A 21,443-nucleotide genomic window follows, 5' to 3' on the forward strand; every position below is an offset into this window, starting at 1 on the left:
TTCTCATTTTCACTCGTCAGATAGCCCGCTATCCTCCTTATAAAAAACTCAGATAAATTTATTACAGAAAAGTAAAAAAGGAGAACCTTTGAGTTCTCCTTTTTCTAATATAACATAGCTGAAGATCAATCTTCTACTTCAACACCCCACTGTTGTTTTGCAAGACGTTTATAGTTATTATATCTCCATTTTGCATTATCCTGAGCAGCTTGGAATAATTCGGCTGCTTCGCTCGGATATTGTTTCATTACAGAAGCGTAACGAACTTCTCCTTTCAGGAAGTCTTGGAATTTATCCCATTGCGGTTCTTTGCTGTCCAGTGTGAACGGATTTTTACCTTCTGCCTCGAGCATAGGATTATAACGCCACAAATGCCAGTATCCGCATTCAACAGCCGCAGCTTCTTCGGCCTGAGCTTTACCCATACCTTTCTTCAAGCCGTGGTTGATACACGGAGCATAAGCGATAATAATAGAAGGTCCGTCGTAAGCTTCAGCTTCGCGAATAGCTTTCAGAGTCTGAGCCTGATCAGCGCCCATAGCGATTTGTGCGCAATATACATAACCGTAAGTAGAAGCGATCAGACCGAGATCTTTCTTACGTACACGTTTACCGGCAGCGGCAAATTTAGCAATAGCTCCCACCGGAGTCGCTTTAGAAGCCTGACCTCCCGTATTCGAATAAACTTCGGTATCCAATACGAGGATATTTACATTCTTACCGGATGCAAGAACATGGTCGAGACCACCGAAACCGATATCATAAGAAGCACCGTCACCACCGATAATCCATTGGGATTTCTTGATAAGGTATTTGCTCAACGAAGCTATCTCCTTACAAATCTCACACTTATCGGCTGCTGCTTTTACCATCGGTGTGATTTTAGCTTCCAGCTCGATAGAACGTTCGGTATTTTCCTTATCGGCGATCCATTCGGTAAACAAAGTCTTCATTTCTTCGGGACAACCGCCTTCGATAGCCTGATTCATCAACTTAACGATACGTTCACGCATTTTGTCAACGGCAAGATACATACCGAAACCGAATTCACAGAAATCCTCGAACAAAGAGTTCGCCCATGCCGGACCGTGACCTTTTTCGTTCGTCGTATAAGGAGTCGAAGGAATAGAACCTGAATAGATCGAAGAACATCCTGTTGCATTAGCAACCATTTCACGATCTCCGAACAATTGAGAAATCAATTTCACATACGGAGTTTCACCGCAACCTGAACATGCACCGGAGAACTCGAAGAGAGGAGTAGCGAACTGCGAGTTCTTCACATTAGCTTTGATATCTACTAGATGCTGTTTGCTCTTCACGTTATTAACGCAATATTCCCAGTTGGCAGCTTGAGGCAATTGAGATTCTAAATCAGTCATAGCCAAAGCCTTGCCATTCTTATTACCCGGACATACGTCAACACAGTTACCGCAACCCAAACAGTCGAGAACATCTACCTGCATACGGAATGTCATGCCGTCGAAAGCTTTTCCCACCGCTTTAAGCATCGGGAAATTCGCACCTGATTGTTCTGCCGCATCAAGAACGAACGGACGGATAGAAGCGTGAGGACAAACATAAGCACATTTGTTACACTGGATACAATTCTCAGCTGTCCATACCGGAACAAAAGCTGCGACACCGCGTTTCTCGTATTTAGCAGTCCCCTGATGCCAAGTACCGTCTTCAAGACCTTTAAATGCAGATACAGGAAGCAGATCTCCGTCTTGTGCGTTGATAGGACGAACAACTTCGTTGATGAACGCCGGATCATTGTTCGGAATCACTTCATCATCCTGCAGATTCGCCCATGCAGGATCTACAGTAAGTTGTTTATATTCACCGCCACGGTCAACGGCAGCATAATTTTTGTTTACGACATCTTCACCTTTTTTACCGTAAGATTTTACGATGAACTTTTTCATCTGCTCGATAGCCAAATCGACAGGAATTACACCGGTAATACGGAAGAATGCAGATTGCAGAATCGTATTGGTACGATTACCCAAACCGATTTCCTGAGCTATCTGAGTCGCATTGATATAATAAACGCTTATGTTTTTCTGTGCGAAATAACGTTTCACTTTATTCGGCAAATGCTTTGCCAATTCTTCCTCATTCCAAATCGTATTCAACAAGAAAGTTCCGTTCTCACGAAGACCGCGAGTCACATCATACATGCGCAAATAGGCCTGCACATGACAAGCGACAAAGTTCGGAGTATTTACCAAATAGGTAGAACGAATGGGGGTATCTCCGAAACGAAGATGAGAACAAGTGAAACCTCCCGACTTCTTAGAGTCATAAGAGAAGTATGCCTGACAATGCTTATCGGTATTGTCGCCGATAATTTTTACGGAGTTTTTGTTAGCACCGACTGTTCCGTCAGCACCCAATCCGTAAAACTTAGCTTCGAACATACCTTCGCCGCCCATGGCGATTTCTTCTTTTTGAGGTAAAGATGTAAAGGTTACATCATCAACGATACCGATAGTAAAGTTATTTTTCGGCATCGGCAAAGCAAGATTCTCAAATACGGCCAGTATCTGAGACGGAGTAGTATCTTTAGAACCCAAACCATAGCGTCCGCCTACGATTTCAGGAGCATTTTCTTGTCCGTAGAACACATCTTTAACATCCAGATATAAAGGTTCTCCGGTAGCGCCCGGTTCTTTTGTACGATCCAGAACGGCAATACGTTTTGCTGTTTTAGGAACAGCTGCCAAGAAATGTTTTGCAGAGAACGGACGATACAAGTGTACCGAAACCAAGCCCACTTTTTCGCCTTTGGCTGTCAAATAATCGATAGCTTCACGGGCAGCTTCCGTTACAGATCCCATAGCAATAATCACACGGTCGGCATCTTCTGCTCCGTAATAATCGAACAGACCGTATTTACGCCCGGTAATCTTCGAAATTTCATTCATGTACTCTTCAACGATAGCCGGGACAGCTTCGTAATAATTATTACATGATTCTCTGTGTTGGAAGAAAGTATCCGGATTTTCCGCCATACCGCGAGCCACCGGATTTTCGGGGTTCAAAGCACGGTTACGGAATTCTTGAAGAGCTTCCTGATCGATTAGCGGAGCTAAATCTTCATTTTCCAACATTTCTATTTTCTGTATCTCATGAGAAGTACGGAATCCGTCAAAGAAATTAACGAAAGGTACACGAGCTTTGATTGTCGACAAATGAGCGACTCCGGCAAGATCCATAACCTCTTGAACAGATCCTTCTGCCAGCATAGCGAATCCGGTCTGACGGGTCGACATTACATCTTGGTGATCTCCGAAGATACAAAGCGCATGAGATGCTAATGTACGAGCAGAAACATGAAATACACAAGGAAGGAATTCCCCTGCAATTTTGTACATATTCGGGATCATCAACAATAATCCCTGAGATGCAGTATAGGTCGTTGTCAAAGCTCCGGCCTGCAAAGAACCGTGTACAGCACCGGCAGCACCGGCCTCCGATTGCATTTCTTGAACTAATACGGTTTCGCCGAAGATATTTTTTCTTCCGGCAGCAGCCCATTCATCCACGTATTCCGCCATGGTTGAAGAGGGTGTGATAGGATAAATAGCAGCTACTTCACTGAACATATAAGAGATATGCGCAGCAGCTTGATTACCATCACAGGTCAACATTTTCTTTTGTTTGGTCATATTCTAAATATATATTTGAGAATTTAAAAATGCAATTACAATATTACTGAAATTAATATAAAAATCCGAACAACCACAGTGGAATTTTATTCTCCCTGCCGATTTCGGTACGATCTATCGTATAATAAATATCGGGATTTATTCTTCCTCGTATATTTTCGCTCTCTATTTTAAAATTATATTTCTGATTAACGAGGAAATGCGTATTCTTTTCTCCTTTATTCAATCGGTTATCCTTATGCAAAGTATTATAAAAGAATGTTTCCCGAACCGCCTGCTCCTCTACTTGTGCCGGACGAATCGGGTACATCAGATTCGTATTGTGCATATATACCATTGCCGGTTTCTTGGGGAATTCCTCATCTACAGGATATAGCATATTGATAAGCCGGGCATCTTTCAGATATTTGATATAGTTCACGACTGTAGCCCTCGATGTCTGTATCTCCTTACTCAACTGACTCACATTCGGAGCAGAAGGAGCATTGACCGCTAACAGATACAAAAGCTTACGCACTTTCGGCAAATAAGTAAGTTCTATCTGTTTGATGAAAAGGATATCTACCTCCATCATCATATTCATCGTTTTAATCAAATTTTCCGAAAAATTGCGCTTTTCCAGAAAAAAAGGATAAAAACCATGATGCAGATAATCTTGAAAATAAGCCAAAGGTTTCACCTTATTACATATTTCCGAAGCAATAACCGTATGATTGCATAGCAACTCATCCAATTTTACCGAAGGGAAATCTGTCCCTGCCATCAGATTTAAATATTCTCTAAAAGAGAATCCCCTCAGATTATAAGAATCCACGACACCCGAAAGCAAAGGATTTTCTTCTTTTAATCGCATCACAGAAGAACCGGAAAAAACGATCTTCAACTCCGGAAAATGATCATAACAATACCTCAATTCCTCTGACCAACCGGGATACTTGAATACCTGATCGATCAACAATGTCTTGCCTCCTTTTACCCTGAATTCGTCGGCAAAATCGACCAATGTCCGTTCCGTAAAATAGAGGTGGTTCAGATTGATATAAAGGCATGAACGATCGATACCGAAATTTTCCTTAGCATATTGGAGCAAAAACGTAGTTTTTCCTACCCCCCGACTACCTTTAATACCGATAAGCCGGTGACTCCAGTCAATCTCTTGCATCAATTCTCTCTTTACCGGAGAATTTACATGCTCTACCAGATATTTATGTGTTCTAAAGAATGCTTCCACGCTATTGTTCTGTAAGACGGGACAAAGATAATGAAAAATTGATTTTTTGCAAAGTAGAGATTACAATTTGTACTATTTTTTCTGAAAGTTTTTCTCCTCTCCTCCCAAAAGAAAAAGAGAAGAAAATATTACATTTTGTTTGTTTTGGTCTATTTTTAATTTCAAATGTTCTTTTATTCATCTTGTTGAGTTTCAATGTTTTATTTACCGGTTCGAATATTAAAAAAATTTGTGATTTCAAACGAATCTTCTTCTTCACGGTAAAAACAGAATTGTTTTTTCGAAACTCCTATAACGACAGATATTTATCTCTACTCATACAATAATAGAGGCCATTCAAAATCACCTGTTTACGAATATTTTATTCAGTTAAAAAATGTATTCAAAACCATGCTCCGTATTTATTGGTCTATCTTTGTGTCAAATTTAATTATATTAATTATGAATAAGTTTACTCGAAAAATGATGCTTGCAATCGCGTGTATAATTGCAGGTTGTATAAATGTTCAAGCGCAATACCAATTGCCGAATCCCGGATTTGAGGGAACATGGAAAGAAACGACTTGGGGAGGCTTTCTCGGCAAATCGACAGAAAACGTTCCTCAATACTGGCATTCTTTCGGAACTGCTGCCGGAAATTATCAAAGCATGACAAAAGCCTCTGTTTCTCAAAGTACCGACACCCGTACAGGATCAGGTAGTTGCGCAAAAATCTCCGCAACAAATCCCATAGGCTCTATAGTAGGAAACGGAACACTTACCACCGGAAGAATGAATGCCGGAAGTTATACTCCGGATGATGAAACCGGAAACTACAATTTTACCGACCCTAATGATGAGGAATATCAACAAAAATTCACCGGTCGCCCCGATGCTATCTCATTTTGGGTAAAGTCGAAAATGGCAAGCTCGACCGAAGAAGCACGGATGGCAGCAATATTGCATGACAATTTTCGCTATCAAGATCCGACAAAGGACGAGACTATTCTCAGCCACAAAATCGGATCTGCAGAATTGAACTACACAACGACCAATGAACAATGGGTACAAAAGACCGTTAATTTTGAATATACTCAAGATGCTACACCCTCATTTTTATTATTAACTTTCACTACAAATAAAACTCCGGGTGGAGGAAATAAAAATGATGTTGTATATATCGATGACATCGAATTTATCTATAACTCAAAATTGGAATCGTTGAAAATCGGAGGTATAGCGGTTGACGGATTCGATAAAGATACCTATAATTATACGATAACAGGTGACGGAGTCGTTCCTACCGAAGACCAAATAGAAGCCGTATCGGACGGTAAAGGGGCATCGATAGAAACTACGATTAACGAAAATGTCGTTACAATCGTTGTAAAGGGAAACGATTACAGCGAAAACAATGATAATACTCATACGTATACGCTGACTTATCAAGATACTCGCTCTCAATTATCTTCGTTAAGTATTAACGGCATAGCATTAGAAGGATTCTCCAAAGACAAATATGATTACACCGTCAGCGGAGAAGTTCCTGCAAAAGATCAAATTATTGCAGAAGCTGACGGAAAAGGCGCTACTGTAGATATAGAAATCAACAAAAAAGTAGTTACGATTACCGTATCGGGCAGCAATATTGCAACCGATCCCGAAAATAAACATGTATATACGCTCACTTTCGATTATGAACAGGGAATCGAAAATAACGGAACAACCGAAAATATGAAAGTATATAGTACAAACGGAAATGTATTTGTTCAAGGTTATACAGGTATTGTCGAGATTTATCTTTTAAATGGAGGTAAAGTCGCTCAAAAAGAGGTATCCGGAAACAGTATGTTCCGGTTAGAACCGAACACTTATATTATCCGCACCGGAACTAAAGCGACAATGGTAATAGTAAAATAAATTTTGTGTTTATTTATAATAGAAAAGGCGTCAAATGACGCCTTTTCTATTATAAATACTTCTCAACTTTTATAACTATCAAGAATCTAATATCTCTTTCTTAAAAGGGAAAACTTCAATACGACAGAATCTGCTATCGAGAACCTGTTTAAATTTTCCAATAAAAAATACTATAAGAACATTCGCTCTGATTTTTTGGGCTTCTTTTTGATCTGTCTTTCTATACCAACACATCATACAGTTCGCTATATTTTTTATCGGAACTGAAAAACACTTTTAAAGAAGCTATTCAAATAAATTGTTAAAAAATAATTTTGCAATGTATATATTACAATTATATACTATTTTTGCAAAGTCAAGATTACAATATTTATTTAAATGGAAACAAAAGATCTCAAATTCGGAGAATTAGACGAAGGTTTTACCATAAAAGAAGCCATAGAAGAAGCTAAACGATGCCTTAATTGCAAAAACCCCTTATGTATTAAAGGTTGTCCTATCGAAAACAACATACCGGGATTTATTCATCAGTTATCTATGGGAAACATCGGTGCAGCGATGCACATCATCAATGAAAAAAGTAATCTTCCGGCAATATGCGGGCGAGTATGTCCACACGAAAAACAATGTGTCGGCCATTGTGTTTTGAATGCCAAAAAGCGTCCGATACAAGTAGGAAAGTTAGAGCGGTTTGCGGCAGACTTCGACGGAAATATGGGTTTAATACGAGACAAAATACCCCAAAAAACGAGAGGAAAAGTTGCCGTTATCGGATCAGGACCGGCCGGTCTGACCGTAGCAGGAGATTTGGCAAGAGAAGGATTCAATGTCATGATTTTTGAAGGAGAACAAGAAGCGGGAGGAGTACTAATGTACGGAATCCCGGAATATCGGCTACCTAAAGATGTTGTGCGTAAGGAAGTAAAAAAAATCGAGGCTTTAGGAGTAACGTTTATTACGCAATGTATGGTAGGACAAACAATTACGGTAGATGACATGTTTGAACAAGGCTTTGATGCCGTGTTTATCGGTTCGGGAACAGCATTGCCCAAATCTCTCGATACGCCGGGATCTACATTAAGGGGAGTCACACAGTCTTCATATTTTCTCCGCATGGCGAGTTTATGCAACACCGGAAGCATAGGAAGGGAAGAAGTTCCCGTAAAACAAGGTGATATAGTCGGTGTCATCGGAGGGGGAAACGTAGCTATGGATGCTGCCCGAACAGCGTTGCGTATGGGCGCCGGAAAAGTATATGTATTGTTCAGAAGAACAATAGACCAGATGAGTGCATTGCAAACAGAATATAACGAGGCTGTCGAAGAGGGTGTCGAATTTTTATGGGAAACGACAGTTACCGAATTTATCGGTTCTAACGGTAAATTGGAAAAGATCAAGATTAAAACACCGGAAAGTGAAAAGTTTATGCCGATAGACCGTATCTTATTGGCAATAGGATCTCGTCCGGCAAATAGGATCGTTTCCACGACTTCCGGTATAGAGGTCGACGATACAGGATACGTTATTACTAAAGAACGTCCTTATGGAATGACCACCCGAAAAGGAGTATTTGCAGGCGGTGATGTCGTACATACTCCACAAACTGTCGTTCTGGCAATGAAAGAGGCGAAACAGGTTGCCAAAGGCATCGCTCAATTTGTAGATGCTAAAAAACTTTTAGAAGAATAATTATTTATAATAGTCAAAAATACGGTCATATTACATTCATTCATAACTAAGAGCCCATTTAAATTTTCCAACAAAAAACATCATCAGGTCATCTTTGTGCTTTTTTCCGTTTTTTTATCCGATAGCCCGCTATCATCCTTATAAAAACAGAAAACAGCCTCAAAAGAAAACCTTAAACCGACTAAACAAGATTTAAATAGGCTCTTAATTATAATACATTAGTAATAAAACGATTATAATATTAATATATGCAACGATCATAAAATTGCAAGTGTTGCATAAATTTTACAATTCTTATATCTTTGTAAACAAAGTTCAGAGCTTGTTCAAATTTTGTACGGACGTTTTTTTGAAAAATTGTTTTCGAGGAAATTTTTGTTTCGATAAGGAATATAGCGCACTACATAACGTACAGAAACAGGAAAAGCAAATCAAAAAAAGACCCCAAAAGTACGGATATGCATCCTTATCGGAAAATTTAAACCGGCTCTTATTATTAAAGATATAAATGATGAACCATTTTTCCGAGAATTTAGCGCATTTTGTACATGGCGCTGCATTTATGTTTTTTATACTTGCAAGTATTCAGCTATATCCTTTAAGATGTCGTAGCAATATGATGAGGTTACTTTTTTATAGCATGATCTTTCTTGCTTTTCTTGAATTCAAGGATATGGGATTTTTGATAAAGGGTGTATGGTACAACCCATATATTACAAGCATAACAATGAGTACCGACATGTTATATGTTCCGTTAATGGCTCTTTTCTTCTTTGAAGTTATCTCTCCCGGATGGGTTACATTACGCAGGATCATAGGAATGTCTATGCCGTCGGTACTTCTTATAATCGCATATATCATATACCCATCGGCTGTTATTTTTAAAACCGCGATGCTATATGCCCTCGTTTTCGGAACAGTTATTACCGTTATCGTTTTCATGGCAAGCTCTCGTCGCGATAATTATATAAAAAACAATTTCTCGGATATCGAAAACCTGAGTATTTCATGGGTACGCAAAGCAATAACGGCATTATATATATGCCTTGTTCTTTGGACTATTCTCCTTTGGAAAGAAAATTGGCTGAGCGATGCTGCTTATTATGCAATATCTATTATCGTTTGGACTTATATTTATCGATTATCTCAAAAACATTCGGTTATTGAGATGCCGAACACATCCGGATTATTTATGCCGAAAACGGAAAAGAATGGGTATCATGAGATACCTAATTTTCCCTTTTGCAAAAGATTGAGAGAATATATGGAAAATGAACGAATGTTCCTGAATCCTAAACTGACTCTCACCGAAGTGGCTACAGCAATAGGAACAAACCGTACCTATTTGTCGGAATACTTAAACAACGATCTCGGCACGACTTTCTATGAGTATGTAAACGGATTCAGAATAAAAGAAGCCTGCTCCCTACTCTCATCGAATGAACGCAAAACTTTAGCGGAAATAGCCGAATTAAGCGGGTTCAATTCTCTATCTACATTCAACCGCGCTTTTATTAAAAGTATCGGAGAAACTCCAGCCCGATATCTGAAAAAATACCAAACGAAATAACATTTTATTCCGTTTTTACAAAATGACTTCTTTTTTTGTTTTAATGACACGATAATTTATTTATTGAATATTCTTTTTACTGATTGATTTTCTGTACACTTAGAGCTATTCCCATATTTGTCAGACTTTAAAGCCTGTCTAAATTTTCCGATAAAAATATTTATTCAGACCTTTTTATTTTTTCGTTCTGTTTTCCTGTTCCCGCATGTCCCATAGTCTGCGCCATGCTCTTTATCGGAACAGAAAAACACCCTCGAAAATAACCGTAAAAAATGTATGTACAAATATTGCGACCGGCACTCAAATCCGAAATACTGTTTATAAATTCATTAATAATAACCCATACCTAAATTATCGCATGAAGAAGTATAGTTACCTACTGCTTATCTTTCTATCCATTTATTTTACCGGATGTGAAAAAGACGAAACAATAGAAGAGCTCGAAGAAGCGACATTGTCCGTTTCTCCCGAAAGTCTGAATTTCGACGAAAACAATCCGTCAAATAATCAAATTACGATTATTTCCAATGTTTCATGGAATATAGATGTCAGTAACAATGCCTTGAAAATAAATAAAACCGAAGGCGATCCCGGAGAAAGCAAAGTCACAGTAACGGATATTCCCGCCGGAGAGACTTACATGCTTACGATCTCCACCGTAAAAAGAAACGAGACGGATAAAACAATCTCGAAAAGCGTTGCCGTAACTCGAAAACTACAAGATTTCACCAGCGAAACCGTTTATTATGACAATCTCGACAAAGCAACTTGGAGCGGAAGCGGAAACCCCTTTATCGATCAATGGGACGGTTATATAAATGCAACGGGAACGGGTGCCGGAAATATCGAATACACCGGACGAACAGTCTCTGTTCGAAACAATTTTCAATCTTCAGGATATACAGGAGCATCTCGTAAAAACGCATTCTATTTCGGAGGAAAGGATGCTTATGTTACGGTCAATAATATAGAGCTTCAACCCGGACAAACAACCTTCCAACTTTCGTTCGGTTGTTGCAAATTCGAAGGAGATTTCGATACATCTTCCAATATCAAAGTATATATCAGCGGTGACGGAAGTTCGATGAAACCTCTCACCTACAATCGATCTGCAACAAACTCGTGGGCTCTGGCAACGGCTTTGTTCAGCATACAGAATACAGTTCCCAAAACATTATCCATTATGTTTGTAGCCGATGAGTACAATATCAGGATGGATGATATCAAGCTGGTGACAAGTAATCAGCCGACAGAACAAATATTCGATTTTTCCGGGATCAATTACCTATGTGCAGAAACACCTAAAACCATTAAGGCAAATGACAATTATAAATACGTTACACATTTCGCAGAAACATTGACAAGCCAAAAGCATGTGCGCAACTATACGGCATGTTACGACACATATCGACACAATCCCATGTGGGTCGCTTATCCTGTACACCAATGTTATCATGAAAAAGGGTTCGGACGTACAAATCCAGATCCTTGGCGTCCCGACCCGAAATTCTCGGCAAGTGAGCAATCTATTATCTATCCGAGCGACTGGAGTAACTGGCCTTGGACAGCGAATGGCAATGAACCGACTGATTCGTATTATTATTGGACACCTTATAATAACAGGAATTTTACCAAAGGACACCTGTTGCGCTCGGCCGACCGGGGAGGAGCTGAAAGTGAAATGAACATACAAACTTTTTATCCTACCAATATTGCCCCCGAAGCGTATCTTTACGAAGAGCATTGGAGCAAAGTCGAAGAATTGTTATCCGATACATGGGAATGCTCCGATACGACATACGTTGTCACAGGATGCTATTATGCAGACAATAGTTACAAAACATACGATGCGAGTAATTGGGGCAATCAATCGGCTTTATCCAAAGAGTGCATAATTCCTACAGCTCGATATAAAGTAATACTTCGTACTAAAAGCGGGAGTTCAGGCAAGTCGATTGCCGAATGTTCATCAGAAGAAGTAATGGCTATAGGTTTCTGGTTTCCGCAAAATCTTAATAACGAAAACCCGAACACGACTCCTCCATTGAGTAACTATATATACTCAGTATCCGAAATAGAACAAATGATCGGCGGTGAATTCGAGTTTTTCCCGACAGTACCTACCGAAGTTAAAGATCGAGTGAATATCAATGACTGGCCGGGACTAAATTAAAGGCTAAATCGAATTTTCTAACAAAGAAAATATTATCAGTTTTTTTACGTTTTCTTCCGACTTGTTTCATTGTTTCTATTCGTCAATAGCTCGCGAAACATAACTGAGCAAAATTGAGACGACAAGCTCCAAAACTCTATCAATGAAAAGGCCTGCCCGACATTTCGGATTCGTCGGGCAGGCCTTCTTTATATATCGATCAACAAGAACCCTAAAAGCCTGTCTAAATTTTCCAACAAAAAAAATATTATCTCCCCCAAAAAGCATATCCATTGTCCGGATAATAACATCTTCTCGATGCTATATCGAATTTTATAAAAAACATATAACCTTTATTATCAAATTTTCTCTATTTGAAAAAGACAAGAACAGACAATCGTTCAGCATGAAGCAGCAGTTTCTAAAAGAAAAATAAAACCTGCACTTCAATAAAATGCAAAAAGTGACATAAAAAAAATGGTTGTCTCCCGACAACCAATCTTCGTTAACCTTAAATCTAATACTATGAAAAACACTGTGCAAATATAAAGAAAATATGTTATACAACATATTAATTGCCAAACAAAATATTTTGTATTAACTTTATTTAAACTTTAAATCATTCGCTATGAATCCGTTTAGATCCTGTCTAAATTTTGCTCGGGTCAGTTTTGAGAGTTTCTTTCGAAGATATTTTCCTGTTTTCAGGAGGAGGATAGCGGGCTATTTGACGAGGGAAAACGGGAAAACAGACCGGAAGAAAGCGCAAAAATGACCTGATAATATTTTTTTGTTGGAAAATTTAGACAGGCTCTTAGACTTTCAAATTCTATGTAACAAAATTTAGACCCTATTTTAATTCTCAAGTAAAAAATTTAAGCAGGCTCTAAATCGAAACAAATAACCATTTATATATAATAAAAATATAGCAAAAGATGATTTTTAACCGATATTTTTCACGATTCAGCGATAACAATTCGGATTTTATCGATTTTTTTTTGCACAACAATTTTTCTATTTTATTTTTGTAACGATCAAAAAAGCATATACTACCTGTACAGAATGATTTTTTGATTAAACTATTCTATATATTTTGGTTACTCGACAGCCATTCCGTGAGGAAAGGCTGTTGTTTTTATATTTCAAAGCAACATCGCAACAACAAAAAATCAAAGACAACCTATCAATCTTAATATTTCAGCAGGAGAATCCACAATATGACAAGCTCCGTTTTCTATCAATTCTTCACGAGAGCGAAATCCCCATGTCACACCTACGGAAATAACTGTCGCCGCTGCAGCCGTTTGCATATCTACCCCCGAATCTCCGACATATAACGTCTCTCTTTCCGATACACCGCTTACTCGAAGTATCTCCTTCACGATGGTCGGATCTGGTTTTACCGGAATTCCCTCACGCTGACCGAATACAGCAGAAAAAACGATGTCTTTAAAATAATGATGTACCAGCTTTTCTGTTCCTTCCTGATACTTATTAGAAGCAACAGCCAAAGCCATTCCTTTATGATCCAATTCTCTCAACAATTCGGGGATACCCGGATAAGGAACTGTCAAACACGTATTATTTTGAGTATAATGTTCTAAAAAGAAAGCTCTCATCCGTCCTATATTTTCCGATGTACGTTCGCCTTCCGGAAGTGCTCGTTCAAAAAGTTTATTTATCCCGTTTCCGACAAAATAATTATAAGCATCCGTTTCGTGTTCAGGAAAACCACATTGCCTTAATGCATAATTGGTACTCCCCGCCAAATCACGAATCGTATTCAACAAAGTACCATCCAGATCAAATATTACCAGCTTTATCATCTTCTTCTGTTTTTTATGGAACGAAAGTAAAAAAAATAGATTTACTATACAAACCGCTTCTTTTTATGTTTTACAGCATAGTCAATTCATATATCTATACAAATAAAACATTAATAATCAACATATTAATATTAGAAAGCTATTAATGTGTACGCACACACAATAAAAAATATTATAAATACCCGATATTTTTCGCTACATTTGCAAATCACAACTGTGTACGCACACACAACATAAAATTGCTCATGACCGATAAAACAAAAAATGTTCGCATTTCAGATATTGCCCGTATGGCAGGAGTATCAGTCGGAACAGTCGACAGGATTCTGCACAACAGAGGAAAAGTATCTAAAGCGGCTCAGGAAAAAGTAAACCAAGTACTACGAGAGGTCGAATATCGCCCTAATCTCATGGCTCGGTCGCTGGCTTTGAAAAAACAATTCAATATCGCTGCTTTGATTCCGGCTTTTCGACCGGGAGAGTATTGGGAAAAAGCTGCAGAAGGAATAGACAAAGCTGCAGGTGAACTGAACGATTATAATGTCGTCGTCGAAAAAATATTTTTTGACCAATATGACCAATCTTCATTTGAACAAGCTTGTAAAACGGTTCTTTCAAATGAATTTAACGGAGTGTTGATCGGAACATTGTTTTCGGATTCGGTAACCGAACTTTCGGCTTGTCTCGATGAGAAACAGATCCCATACGTGTATATCGATTCCAATATTCCAGAAAACAATCAACTGGCATATTTCGGAACTAATTCTTATGACGGAGGCTATATTGCCGCAAAACTGCTTACCGGAAAAATAGCACAAGGAAGCGATATTCTTATCGGGAAAATAGTCCGAGAACGAAACAACAGTTCCACTCAGGTAAAAAATAGAGAAAAAGGTTTTATGGAATATCTCCATAAAACAGGATTTACCGGTCATGTTTTCTTTTGCGAACTGCATATCGAAGAACCTGAATATAACGAAAAAGTCTTAAATAAAATATTCAAAGCTAATCCCGGCATAAAAGGAGCTGTCGTATTTAATTCGGTATGTTGTGTATTGGCCGATTACTTAGAGAAGAAGGGCAAAAAGGAGATAAAGCTGGTGGGATATGACCTTATTGAAAGAAATATACGGCATCTTTCGGAAGGGACAATTACATGGCTTATCGCCCAACGTCCTGAGATACAAGGCTACAACGGGATAAAAGCGTTAGGTAACTTTTTGACATACGGCAAAAAAATTCCTCGAATCAACTTTATGCCGATAGATATTCTCATTAAAGAAAATATCGGTTACTATCAAAATAATAATCTTTAAAAATTTAATATTACAATTATGGCAAATCTATTCAGTGTTAAAGACAAAGTAGTGGTAATGACCGGAGCTGCCGGTATTCTCGGCCGTACGATATCTTCATATCTTGCCGGAGAAGGAGCAAAAATGGTTATCCTCGACCGTAATGAAGAAGCAGGAAACGAACTGGTAAATAACATTAAATCTGCAGGAAACGAAGCTATATTTTTATATACCGATGTACTGAACAAAGATGTTCTATTGCAAAATAAGAAAGATATTATCGCCAAATACGGTCGTATAGACGTATTGCTTAACGCAGCAGGAGGTAACATGGCGGGCGCTACGATTCCTCCCGAAAAGACGATTTTCGATCTTGATGTAGAAGCTTTTAGAAAAGTCGTCGATCTAAATCTTTTCGGTACGGTATTGCCTACAATGGTATTTGCAGAAGAGATGGCGAAACAGAAAGAAGGGGCTATCGTAAATTTCAGTTCCGAGTCGGCTCTACGTCCACTAACTCGTGTCGTAGGTTATGGCGCAGCAAAAGCCGCAATCTCGAACTTTACAAAATATATGGCCGGTGAGTTGGCTCTAAAATTCGGACCGGGATTACGTGTTAATGCCATTGCTCCGGGATTTTTCCTGACTGAACAAAATCGTACTTTATTAACTAATCCCGACGGGTCGCTGACAGACCGTTCCCGTGTTATTCTTGCCCATACACCGTTCGGACGCTTCGGCGAACCTGAGGAACTTGTCGGAACTATCCAATACCTGATCAGCGACGCTTCAAAATTCGTAAGCGGAACGGTGGCTATTGTTGACGGAGGATTCGACGCTTTTTCGATTTAAGTACCCATTTAAATTTTCTGATAAAAATTACAAATATGATTTTATGTGAACAGACATGGCGCTGGTATGGTCCGAATGACCCTGTCAGCCTGCAAGATATAAAACAAGCCGGAGCTACCGGAATCGTAAATGCTCTGCACCAGATTCCCAACGGAGAGGTATGGACAGTGGAAGAGATCATGAAACGCAAAAAAATGATCGAAGATGCCGGACTTAAATGGTCGGTGGTAGAAAGTGTTCCGGTACATGAACACATCAAAACTCAAACCGGAGATTTTCAGAAATATATCGATAATTATAAAGAAAGCTTGCGGAATCTTGCCAAATGCGGCATATATATCGTAACTTACAATTTCATGCCGGTACTCGATTGGACTCGTACCGACCTTGCCTATACAATGCCCGACGGTTCGAAAGCCCTGCGGTTCGAACGTGCAGCTTTCCTTACCTTCGACCTTTTTATCTTGAAAAGGCCGGGTGCTGAAAAAGAGTATTCCGATGAGGAAAAAGCCAAGGCAAAAGCCCGTTATGAGCAAATGAGTGAAGCCGACAAACAATTGCTGGTACGCAACATGATCGCCGGACTTCCGGGATCGGAAGAGAGTTTTACCGTAGAACAATTTCAGGAAGCTCTCGACCGATATAAAGATATCGATGCAGAAAAACTACGTGCCAATCTGATCTATTTCTTAAAAGAAATTACTCCTGTAGCCGATGAAGTCGGTGTAAAATTAGTCATTCATCCGGATGATCCCCCCTATCCGATTCTGGGGTTACCGAGAATCCTGAGTACTGAAGAAGATTTTAAAAAACTGATTGAAGCCGTTCCGAATGAATCGAATGGACTTTGCTTGTGTACCGGTTCATTCGGTGTACGGGGAGATAACGACCTTGCCGGAATGATGGAACGTTTCGGAGATCGTATCAATTTCGTCCATTTGAGAAGTACACAACGAGATGAAGAAGGGAATTTTTATGAAGCGAATCACCTCGAAGGAAATGTAGATATGTATAACGTTATGAAAAACTTCTTGCTGTTGCAACAACGTAGAGGCGTTTCCATACCTATGCGTCCCGACCACGGACACCAGATGATCGATGATCTCCATAAAAAAACCAATCCCGGATATTCTTGCCTGGGTCGTATGCGTGGTTTAGCAGAATTACGGGGATTGGAAATCGGTATCGCAAAATCTTTGTTTAAATAAAGTTTCACCTTTTATACATAATCGCCCTTTATCTTCAACTTTCGGAAATAAAGGGCGGTTTTCTTTTTAGAGTATTCACGATCTGTTTAATTTTTCCTCCCTAAAAAGAGAATTAAGAGCCTGTTTAAATTTTACTCGAGTCAGTTTTGAAAATTTCTTCCAAATATATTTTTCTGTTTTTACGAGGATGATAGCGAGCTATCTGACGAACGAAAACGGGAAAACAGAGCGAAAGAAAATACAAAGACGACTTGAGAATATTTCTTGCATCGGAAAATTTAAACATGCTCTAATACTCTTTATCGAATAGTTTTCGTAATATTGTACCATAAAAATAACCGAACCGCTATGCTTACATTAGATAAAATCTATCAGGCTTCTTATGTACTGAAAGAAGTTATTCGCCATACAGATTTGATATATGCACCACAAATAAATCCGGAAAGTCAAATATTTCTGAAACCGGAGAATCTGCAACTGACCGGTTCTTTTAAAGTAAGAGGTGCTTATTACAAAATATCCCAACTCACCGATGAAGAAAAAGCTCATGGCGTTATCGCCTGCTCTGCCGGAAATCATGCACAAGGCGTAGCTTTGGGAGCTACCAAAAACGGCATAAAGTCTTTGATATGTCTTCCGGCAGGAGCTCCTATTTCAAAAGTAGAAGCTACAAAAAAATATGGAGCTGAAGTGTGCCTCGTCGAAGGAGTTTATGACGATGCTTATCAAAAAGCATTACAACTGAAAGAGGAAAAAGGTTATACATTCGTTCATCCGTTCGATGACGAGAACGTTATCGCCGGACAGGGAACCATCGGACTCGAATTATTAGAAGAGCTCCCCGACGTAGATGTCGTAATCGTTCCGGTAGGTGGCGGTGGTTTAATCTCCGGTATCGCTTTTGCCATAAAATCGCTGAAACCTGATGTTAAGGTTTACGGAGTACAGGCAAGCGGAGCTCCCAGTATGCTCAATTCTATAACCAACCGGAAAATAGAACGTCTTAATTCCGTATCGACGATCGCCGACGGTATCGCCGTAAAAGAACCGGGTATTCATACCTATGACATCTGCAATAAATATGTTGACGGAATCGTTGCCGTAACCGACGATGAAATCTCCACGGCAATATTGACGCTTATCGAACAGCAGAAGCTGATAGCCGAAGGAGCTGGTGCTGTATCGGTGGCAGCCGCCATGTTCAATAAAGTTCCGATCAAAGGGAAAAAGGTAATTTGCCTTGTATCCGGCGGGAACATCGACGTAACGATTCTTTCCCGTGTCATCAACCGAGGGCTTCTCAAAACCGGAAGGTCTTATACGCTTACGGTAGAACTGGCAGACCGTCCCGGTCAATTGGTCGGCGTAACCGGAATTATTGCCAGAATGGGAGCTAATGTCATTTCCGTCCATCACGAACGGGCGGGTAGTAAAGACATAACGGGTTGCTATCTGCAAGTCGTTATGGAAACCCGTAATCATGAACACATCGAAAAAATCCGGCAAGAACTGATTCGAGAAGGTTATCATGTTATTTCTTAAACGCGCAAGTATATGGAACACAGATTTGTTACATGTCTATCTTTTTTTCTATGTTTGTTGATTTTGCCGGCTTGTCAACCGAAAAAACAAAACACAGATAACAACGAGAATGAAAAAAGATATGAAAAATTTCCTCTTTCCGACTGGGTTATCGAAGATGAATCGGATTCGGCAAGCTTTACATTTCTGCACGATACATTGGAGATCGTTTCTCCTAAAGGTCTTACTATGTGGTATAATCGGGAACTTTCGGGTAACTACGAAATATCTTACTCCATATCTCTGCGCATGGACGGACGAAAAAGCGACCGACTTGCAGACATGAATTGTTTTTGGGCTGCATCCGATCCTTTGCACCCCGATTCGCTTTTCTTCCGATCGGAAGAACGACACGGTATATTCAAAAATTATAACTCTCTGAATTTATACTATGTAGGATACGGAGGAAATGACAACACGACTACCCGTTTCCGGAAATATCACGGGAAATTCTATGGTACAGAAGACGATAGCCGTGTAAAACCGTTGTTACAAGAATATACAGACGAAAAGCACTTATTGAAACCGAACAACTGGTATAATATCGTTATTACGGTACAAAACGGAGTCTCACGATTTTCGGTAAATGGTGAAGAGCTTTTCCGACTGGAAGATAAAGAAGCGTATAAAAAAGGGTATTTCGGAATACGGTTATTAGAAAACCGGGCACAAATAACGGCATTCAGCGTAGAGAAACTTTGAATTTTTTTAATTCAAGAATACCAAAATTAATTTCTCCCGATCATCATTCAAACCGGATATCGACTTGTCCGACCTTAGCGTTACCCTGCCATATAGGACCGCTTTTCAATAGCCGCATCGCTTCACGATCTAACGAAGGACATAAAGATTTTCTAATTTTGATATTTATCGGATGACCTTGCCCGTCTATTTCGAAAGTCAAAGAAACTTTACCCGAAATATTTCGGCAAGTATCTACGGGAAGCCGCATCTCCCGTTTCAAATATTTACGGAACTCCCTCCACCCCATGACCGGCTCTAAATCGGCGGATTTTACTATCACCGATTCGCTTAAAGTCATCGGACTTTCCGATAAAACAATCGACATAGGAGAATTCGGATCGGCACAGATTGAGGTAGTCTCAAATCCTACGAATGAAAATTGTAAAGAATCTTTTCCCGAGACCGGTATCGAGAATCTTCCATCCGATCCGGTAACAACCCCTGTTTTTGAGTTTTTTATCTGCACGGCGACTCCCGCCAAAGGGCTTCCCGACTTATCGGTAACAATCCCGATCGCTTCATGAGCAGCAGTAGCAAGCGGTCGTGCTGCAGCAACAGCATGTTTGCTCATAGCCATGACTTTTATCTCTTCTACCGGTTCATCGGCAAGTCTCACCTCATCCTCCGACACAACATCTGTACTCATCGCCAAAGACTCTTCAACAACACTCTCTTTATTTTTCTGTCGGATAACAGGTGTATTATGTGCCTTTCTTATCTCATCATCACTACGAACCTTTTGCTCGGTTTCTCTCTTTTTTGCCTCTGCGATCAGGGGCGGAACGATTTCAGTTTCGACACTTTTTCCTGTATCCGCCCAAATAGCCTCCGCTTGTCCGGCAGTAGTATCCATCGCCGTCATTTCGACTTCTTCTTTTCGGTTAAAAAAGAAATTGATCGTAAACAGAATCAAAAGCCCGGCAACCAAACCTGCTAAACGACGAAAATCGGCCCTCTCTAATGACGAGCGGGAAACTTTACGATGCAAATTCTCCAAATGCCGGGAATGGTCGCCCGGTACGGCATCATACCCGTCGATCGCATCATTCAGAAAAGGGTCGTTCAACGCTTCCTTCTCCAAATCCCGGGCAGCCTTGCCCCTTCTCCCGCCTCGTATGTACTGCTTTAAATTCATTCGTCACTCTGTTTTAAGATACAAATTTTCAAGTTCCTTTTCCCATTCTGGATATAGCTCTTTACATGGTTTAAAGAATAACCGGTCTTACTTGCAATATCGGCATACGACTGTTCTTGCATAAAAAACAACTCGATACATTCTCGTTGCTGCGGAGGCAGTTGTCTCATACATTTCTGTAATGCCGGTAAACGAGAATCCTCATCGTCGTCACTCAATAGATGCACAATATCCGCAGATTCCATAAAATCGGCATCAAAGTTTACCGGAATTTCCCGTTCTTCTTTCCGTAACAATCGAAAACAGTGATTTTTTACCACGCTATATAACCATGTACGAAATACGGTAATCTCATACCGTCCTATTTTTTCGGTCAACTCCTCAAAAAGCTGCATTACGGCATCTTCTGCTTTCTCGGCATTTCCCAAATATTTCAAACAGACTCCGTACAATAACGGAATATAACGGTTATATAGTTCTCCGAAATACTTCGTATCACCCGTTCTATTATACCGAGCAAGTAGCTCTTCATCGGGCAAAGATGATATGTGCGGTTTAAAAAACGTCGATTTAATTTTTTCGTAAAG

At 39.7% G+C, this 21,443-nt stretch carries 14 protein-coding genes; 9 read left to right on the forward strand and 5 right to left on the reverse strand.

The window, feature by feature from the left end:
- Window positions 1–125: 125 nt before the first annotated feature.
- Both nifJ and Q0093_RS05965 read right to left on the reverse strand, forming a co-directional pair.
- Window positions 126–3,674: a pyruvate:ferredoxin (flavodoxin) oxidoreductase gene (nifJ, locus tag Q0093_RS05960; RefSeq protein WP_297928960.1), complete on the reverse strand. Its 3,549-nt coding sequence runs from the start codon at window positions 3,672–3,674 to the stop codon at window positions 126–128.
- A gap of 52 nt (window positions 3,675–3,726) precedes the next feature.
- Window positions 3,727–4,905, reverse strand: a complete 1,179-nt coding sequence (locus Q0093_RS05965; RefSeq protein ID WP_294179053.1) for an AAA family ATPase — start codon at window positions 4,903–4,905, stop codon at window positions 3,727–3,729.
- Window positions 4,906–5,346: 441 nt separating this feature from the next.
- On the opposite strand from Q0093_RS05965, the gene Q0093_RS05970 reads away from it, so the two are divergent.
- The 4 genes from Q0093_RS05970 (at window position 5,347) to Q0093_RS05985 (ending at window position 12,236) form a co-directional block, all read left to right on the forward strand.
- Entirely contained in the window at window positions 5,347–6,804 is a 1,458-nt protein-coding gene (locus Q0093_RS05970; protein WP_297928962.1) for a hypothetical protein, read from the forward strand.
- A gap of 378 nt (window positions 6,805–7,182) precedes the next feature.
- Complete coding sequence (locus tag Q0093_RS05975; RefSeq protein ID WP_294179049.1) at window positions 7,183–8,493, forward strand: NAD(P)-dependent oxidoreductase; 1,311 nt, start codon at window positions 7,183–7,185, stop codon at window positions 8,491–8,493.
- A 616-nt stretch (window positions 8,494–9,109) separates the two neighbouring features.
- Window positions 9,110–10,063, forward strand: coding sequence for an AraC family transcriptional regulator (locus tag Q0093_RS05980; RefSeq protein WP_297928963.1), 954 nt, complete (start codon window positions 9,110–9,112; stop codon window positions 10,061–10,063).
- 358 nt (window positions 10,064–10,421) lie between these two features.
- Window positions 10,422–12,236 carry a DNA/RNA non-specific endonuclease gene (locus Q0093_RS05985; protein WP_297928964.1) on the forward strand — a complete coding sequence of 605 codons (1,815 nt, stop codon included), beginning with the start codon at window positions 10,422–10,424 and terminating at the stop codon, window positions 12,234–12,236.
- 1,148 nt (window positions 12,237–13,384) lie between these two features.
- On the opposite strand, the gene Q0093_RS05990 is transcribed toward Q0093_RS05985, so the two are convergent.
- Window positions 13,385–14,041 (reverse strand): HAD family hydrolase, encoded by a 657-nt coding sequence (locus Q0093_RS05990; protein ID WP_297928966.1) that lies wholly within the window; start codon window positions 14,039–14,041, stop codon window positions 13,385–13,387.
- A gap of 245 nt (window positions 14,042–14,286) precedes the next feature.
- Between Q0093_RS05990 and Q0093_RS05995 the strand changes: the two genes are divergently transcribed.
- The 5 genes from Q0093_RS05995 to Q0093_RS06015 all read left to right on the forward strand — a co-directional run bounded on the left by Q0093_RS05995 (window position 14,287) and on the right by Q0093_RS06015 (window position 19,679).
- Window positions 14,287–15,357: a substrate-binding domain-containing protein gene (locus tag Q0093_RS05995; RefSeq protein ID WP_297928968.1), complete on the forward strand. Its 1,071-nt coding sequence runs from the start codon at window positions 14,287–14,289 to the stop codon at window positions 15,355–15,357.
- Window positions 15,358–15,375: 18 nt separating this feature from the next.
- Complete coding sequence (locus Q0093_RS06000; protein ID WP_294179038.1) at window positions 15,376–16,188, forward strand: SDR family oxidoreductase; 813 nt, start codon at window positions 15,376–15,378, stop codon at window positions 16,186–16,188.
- Window positions 16,189–16,223: 35 nt separating this feature from the next.
- The gene (gene uxuA, locus Q0093_RS06005) at window positions 16,224–17,396 is read left to right on the forward strand and encodes a mannonate dehydratase (RefSeq protein ID WP_297928970.1); all 1,173 of its coding nucleotides are present in this window, start codon (window positions 16,224–16,226) and stop codon (window positions 17,394–17,396) included.
- A gap of 348 nt (window positions 17,397–17,744) precedes the next feature.
- Window positions 17,745–18,938, forward strand: coding sequence for a threonine ammonia-lyase (gene ilvA, locus Q0093_RS06010; RefSeq protein ID WP_297928971.1), 1,194 nt, complete (start codon window positions 17,745–17,747; stop codon window positions 18,936–18,938).
- A gap of 12 nt (window positions 18,939–18,950) precedes the next feature.
- Window positions 18,951–19,679 carry a DUF6250 domain-containing protein gene (locus Q0093_RS06015; protein WP_297928972.1) on the forward strand — a complete coding sequence of 243 codons (729 nt, stop codon included), beginning with the start codon at window positions 18,951–18,953 and terminating at the stop codon, window positions 19,677–19,679.
- Window positions 19,680–19,722: 43 nt separating this feature from the next.
- On the opposite strand, the gene Q0093_RS06020 is transcribed toward Q0093_RS06015, so the two are convergent.
- Entirely contained in the window at window positions 19,723–20,856 is a 1,134-nt protein-coding gene (locus Q0093_RS06020) for a carboxypeptidase-like regulatory domain-containing protein (RefSeq protein WP_297928974.1), read from the reverse strand.
- Window positions 20,853–21,431 (reverse strand): sigma-70 family RNA polymerase sigma factor, encoded by a 579-nt coding sequence (locus tag Q0093_RS06025; protein ID WP_297929005.1) that lies wholly within the window; start codon window positions 21,429–21,431, stop codon window positions 20,853–20,855. The genes Q0093_RS06020 and Q0093_RS06025 overlap by 4 nt, the downstream gene beginning before the upstream one ends.
- Window positions 21,432–21,443 lie beyond the last annotated feature (12 nt).

The organism is uncultured Coprobacter sp. (genome assembly GCF_947855755.1).
Lineage (GTDB): Bacteria > Bacteroidota > Bacteroidia > Bacteroidales > Coprobacteraceae > Coprobacter.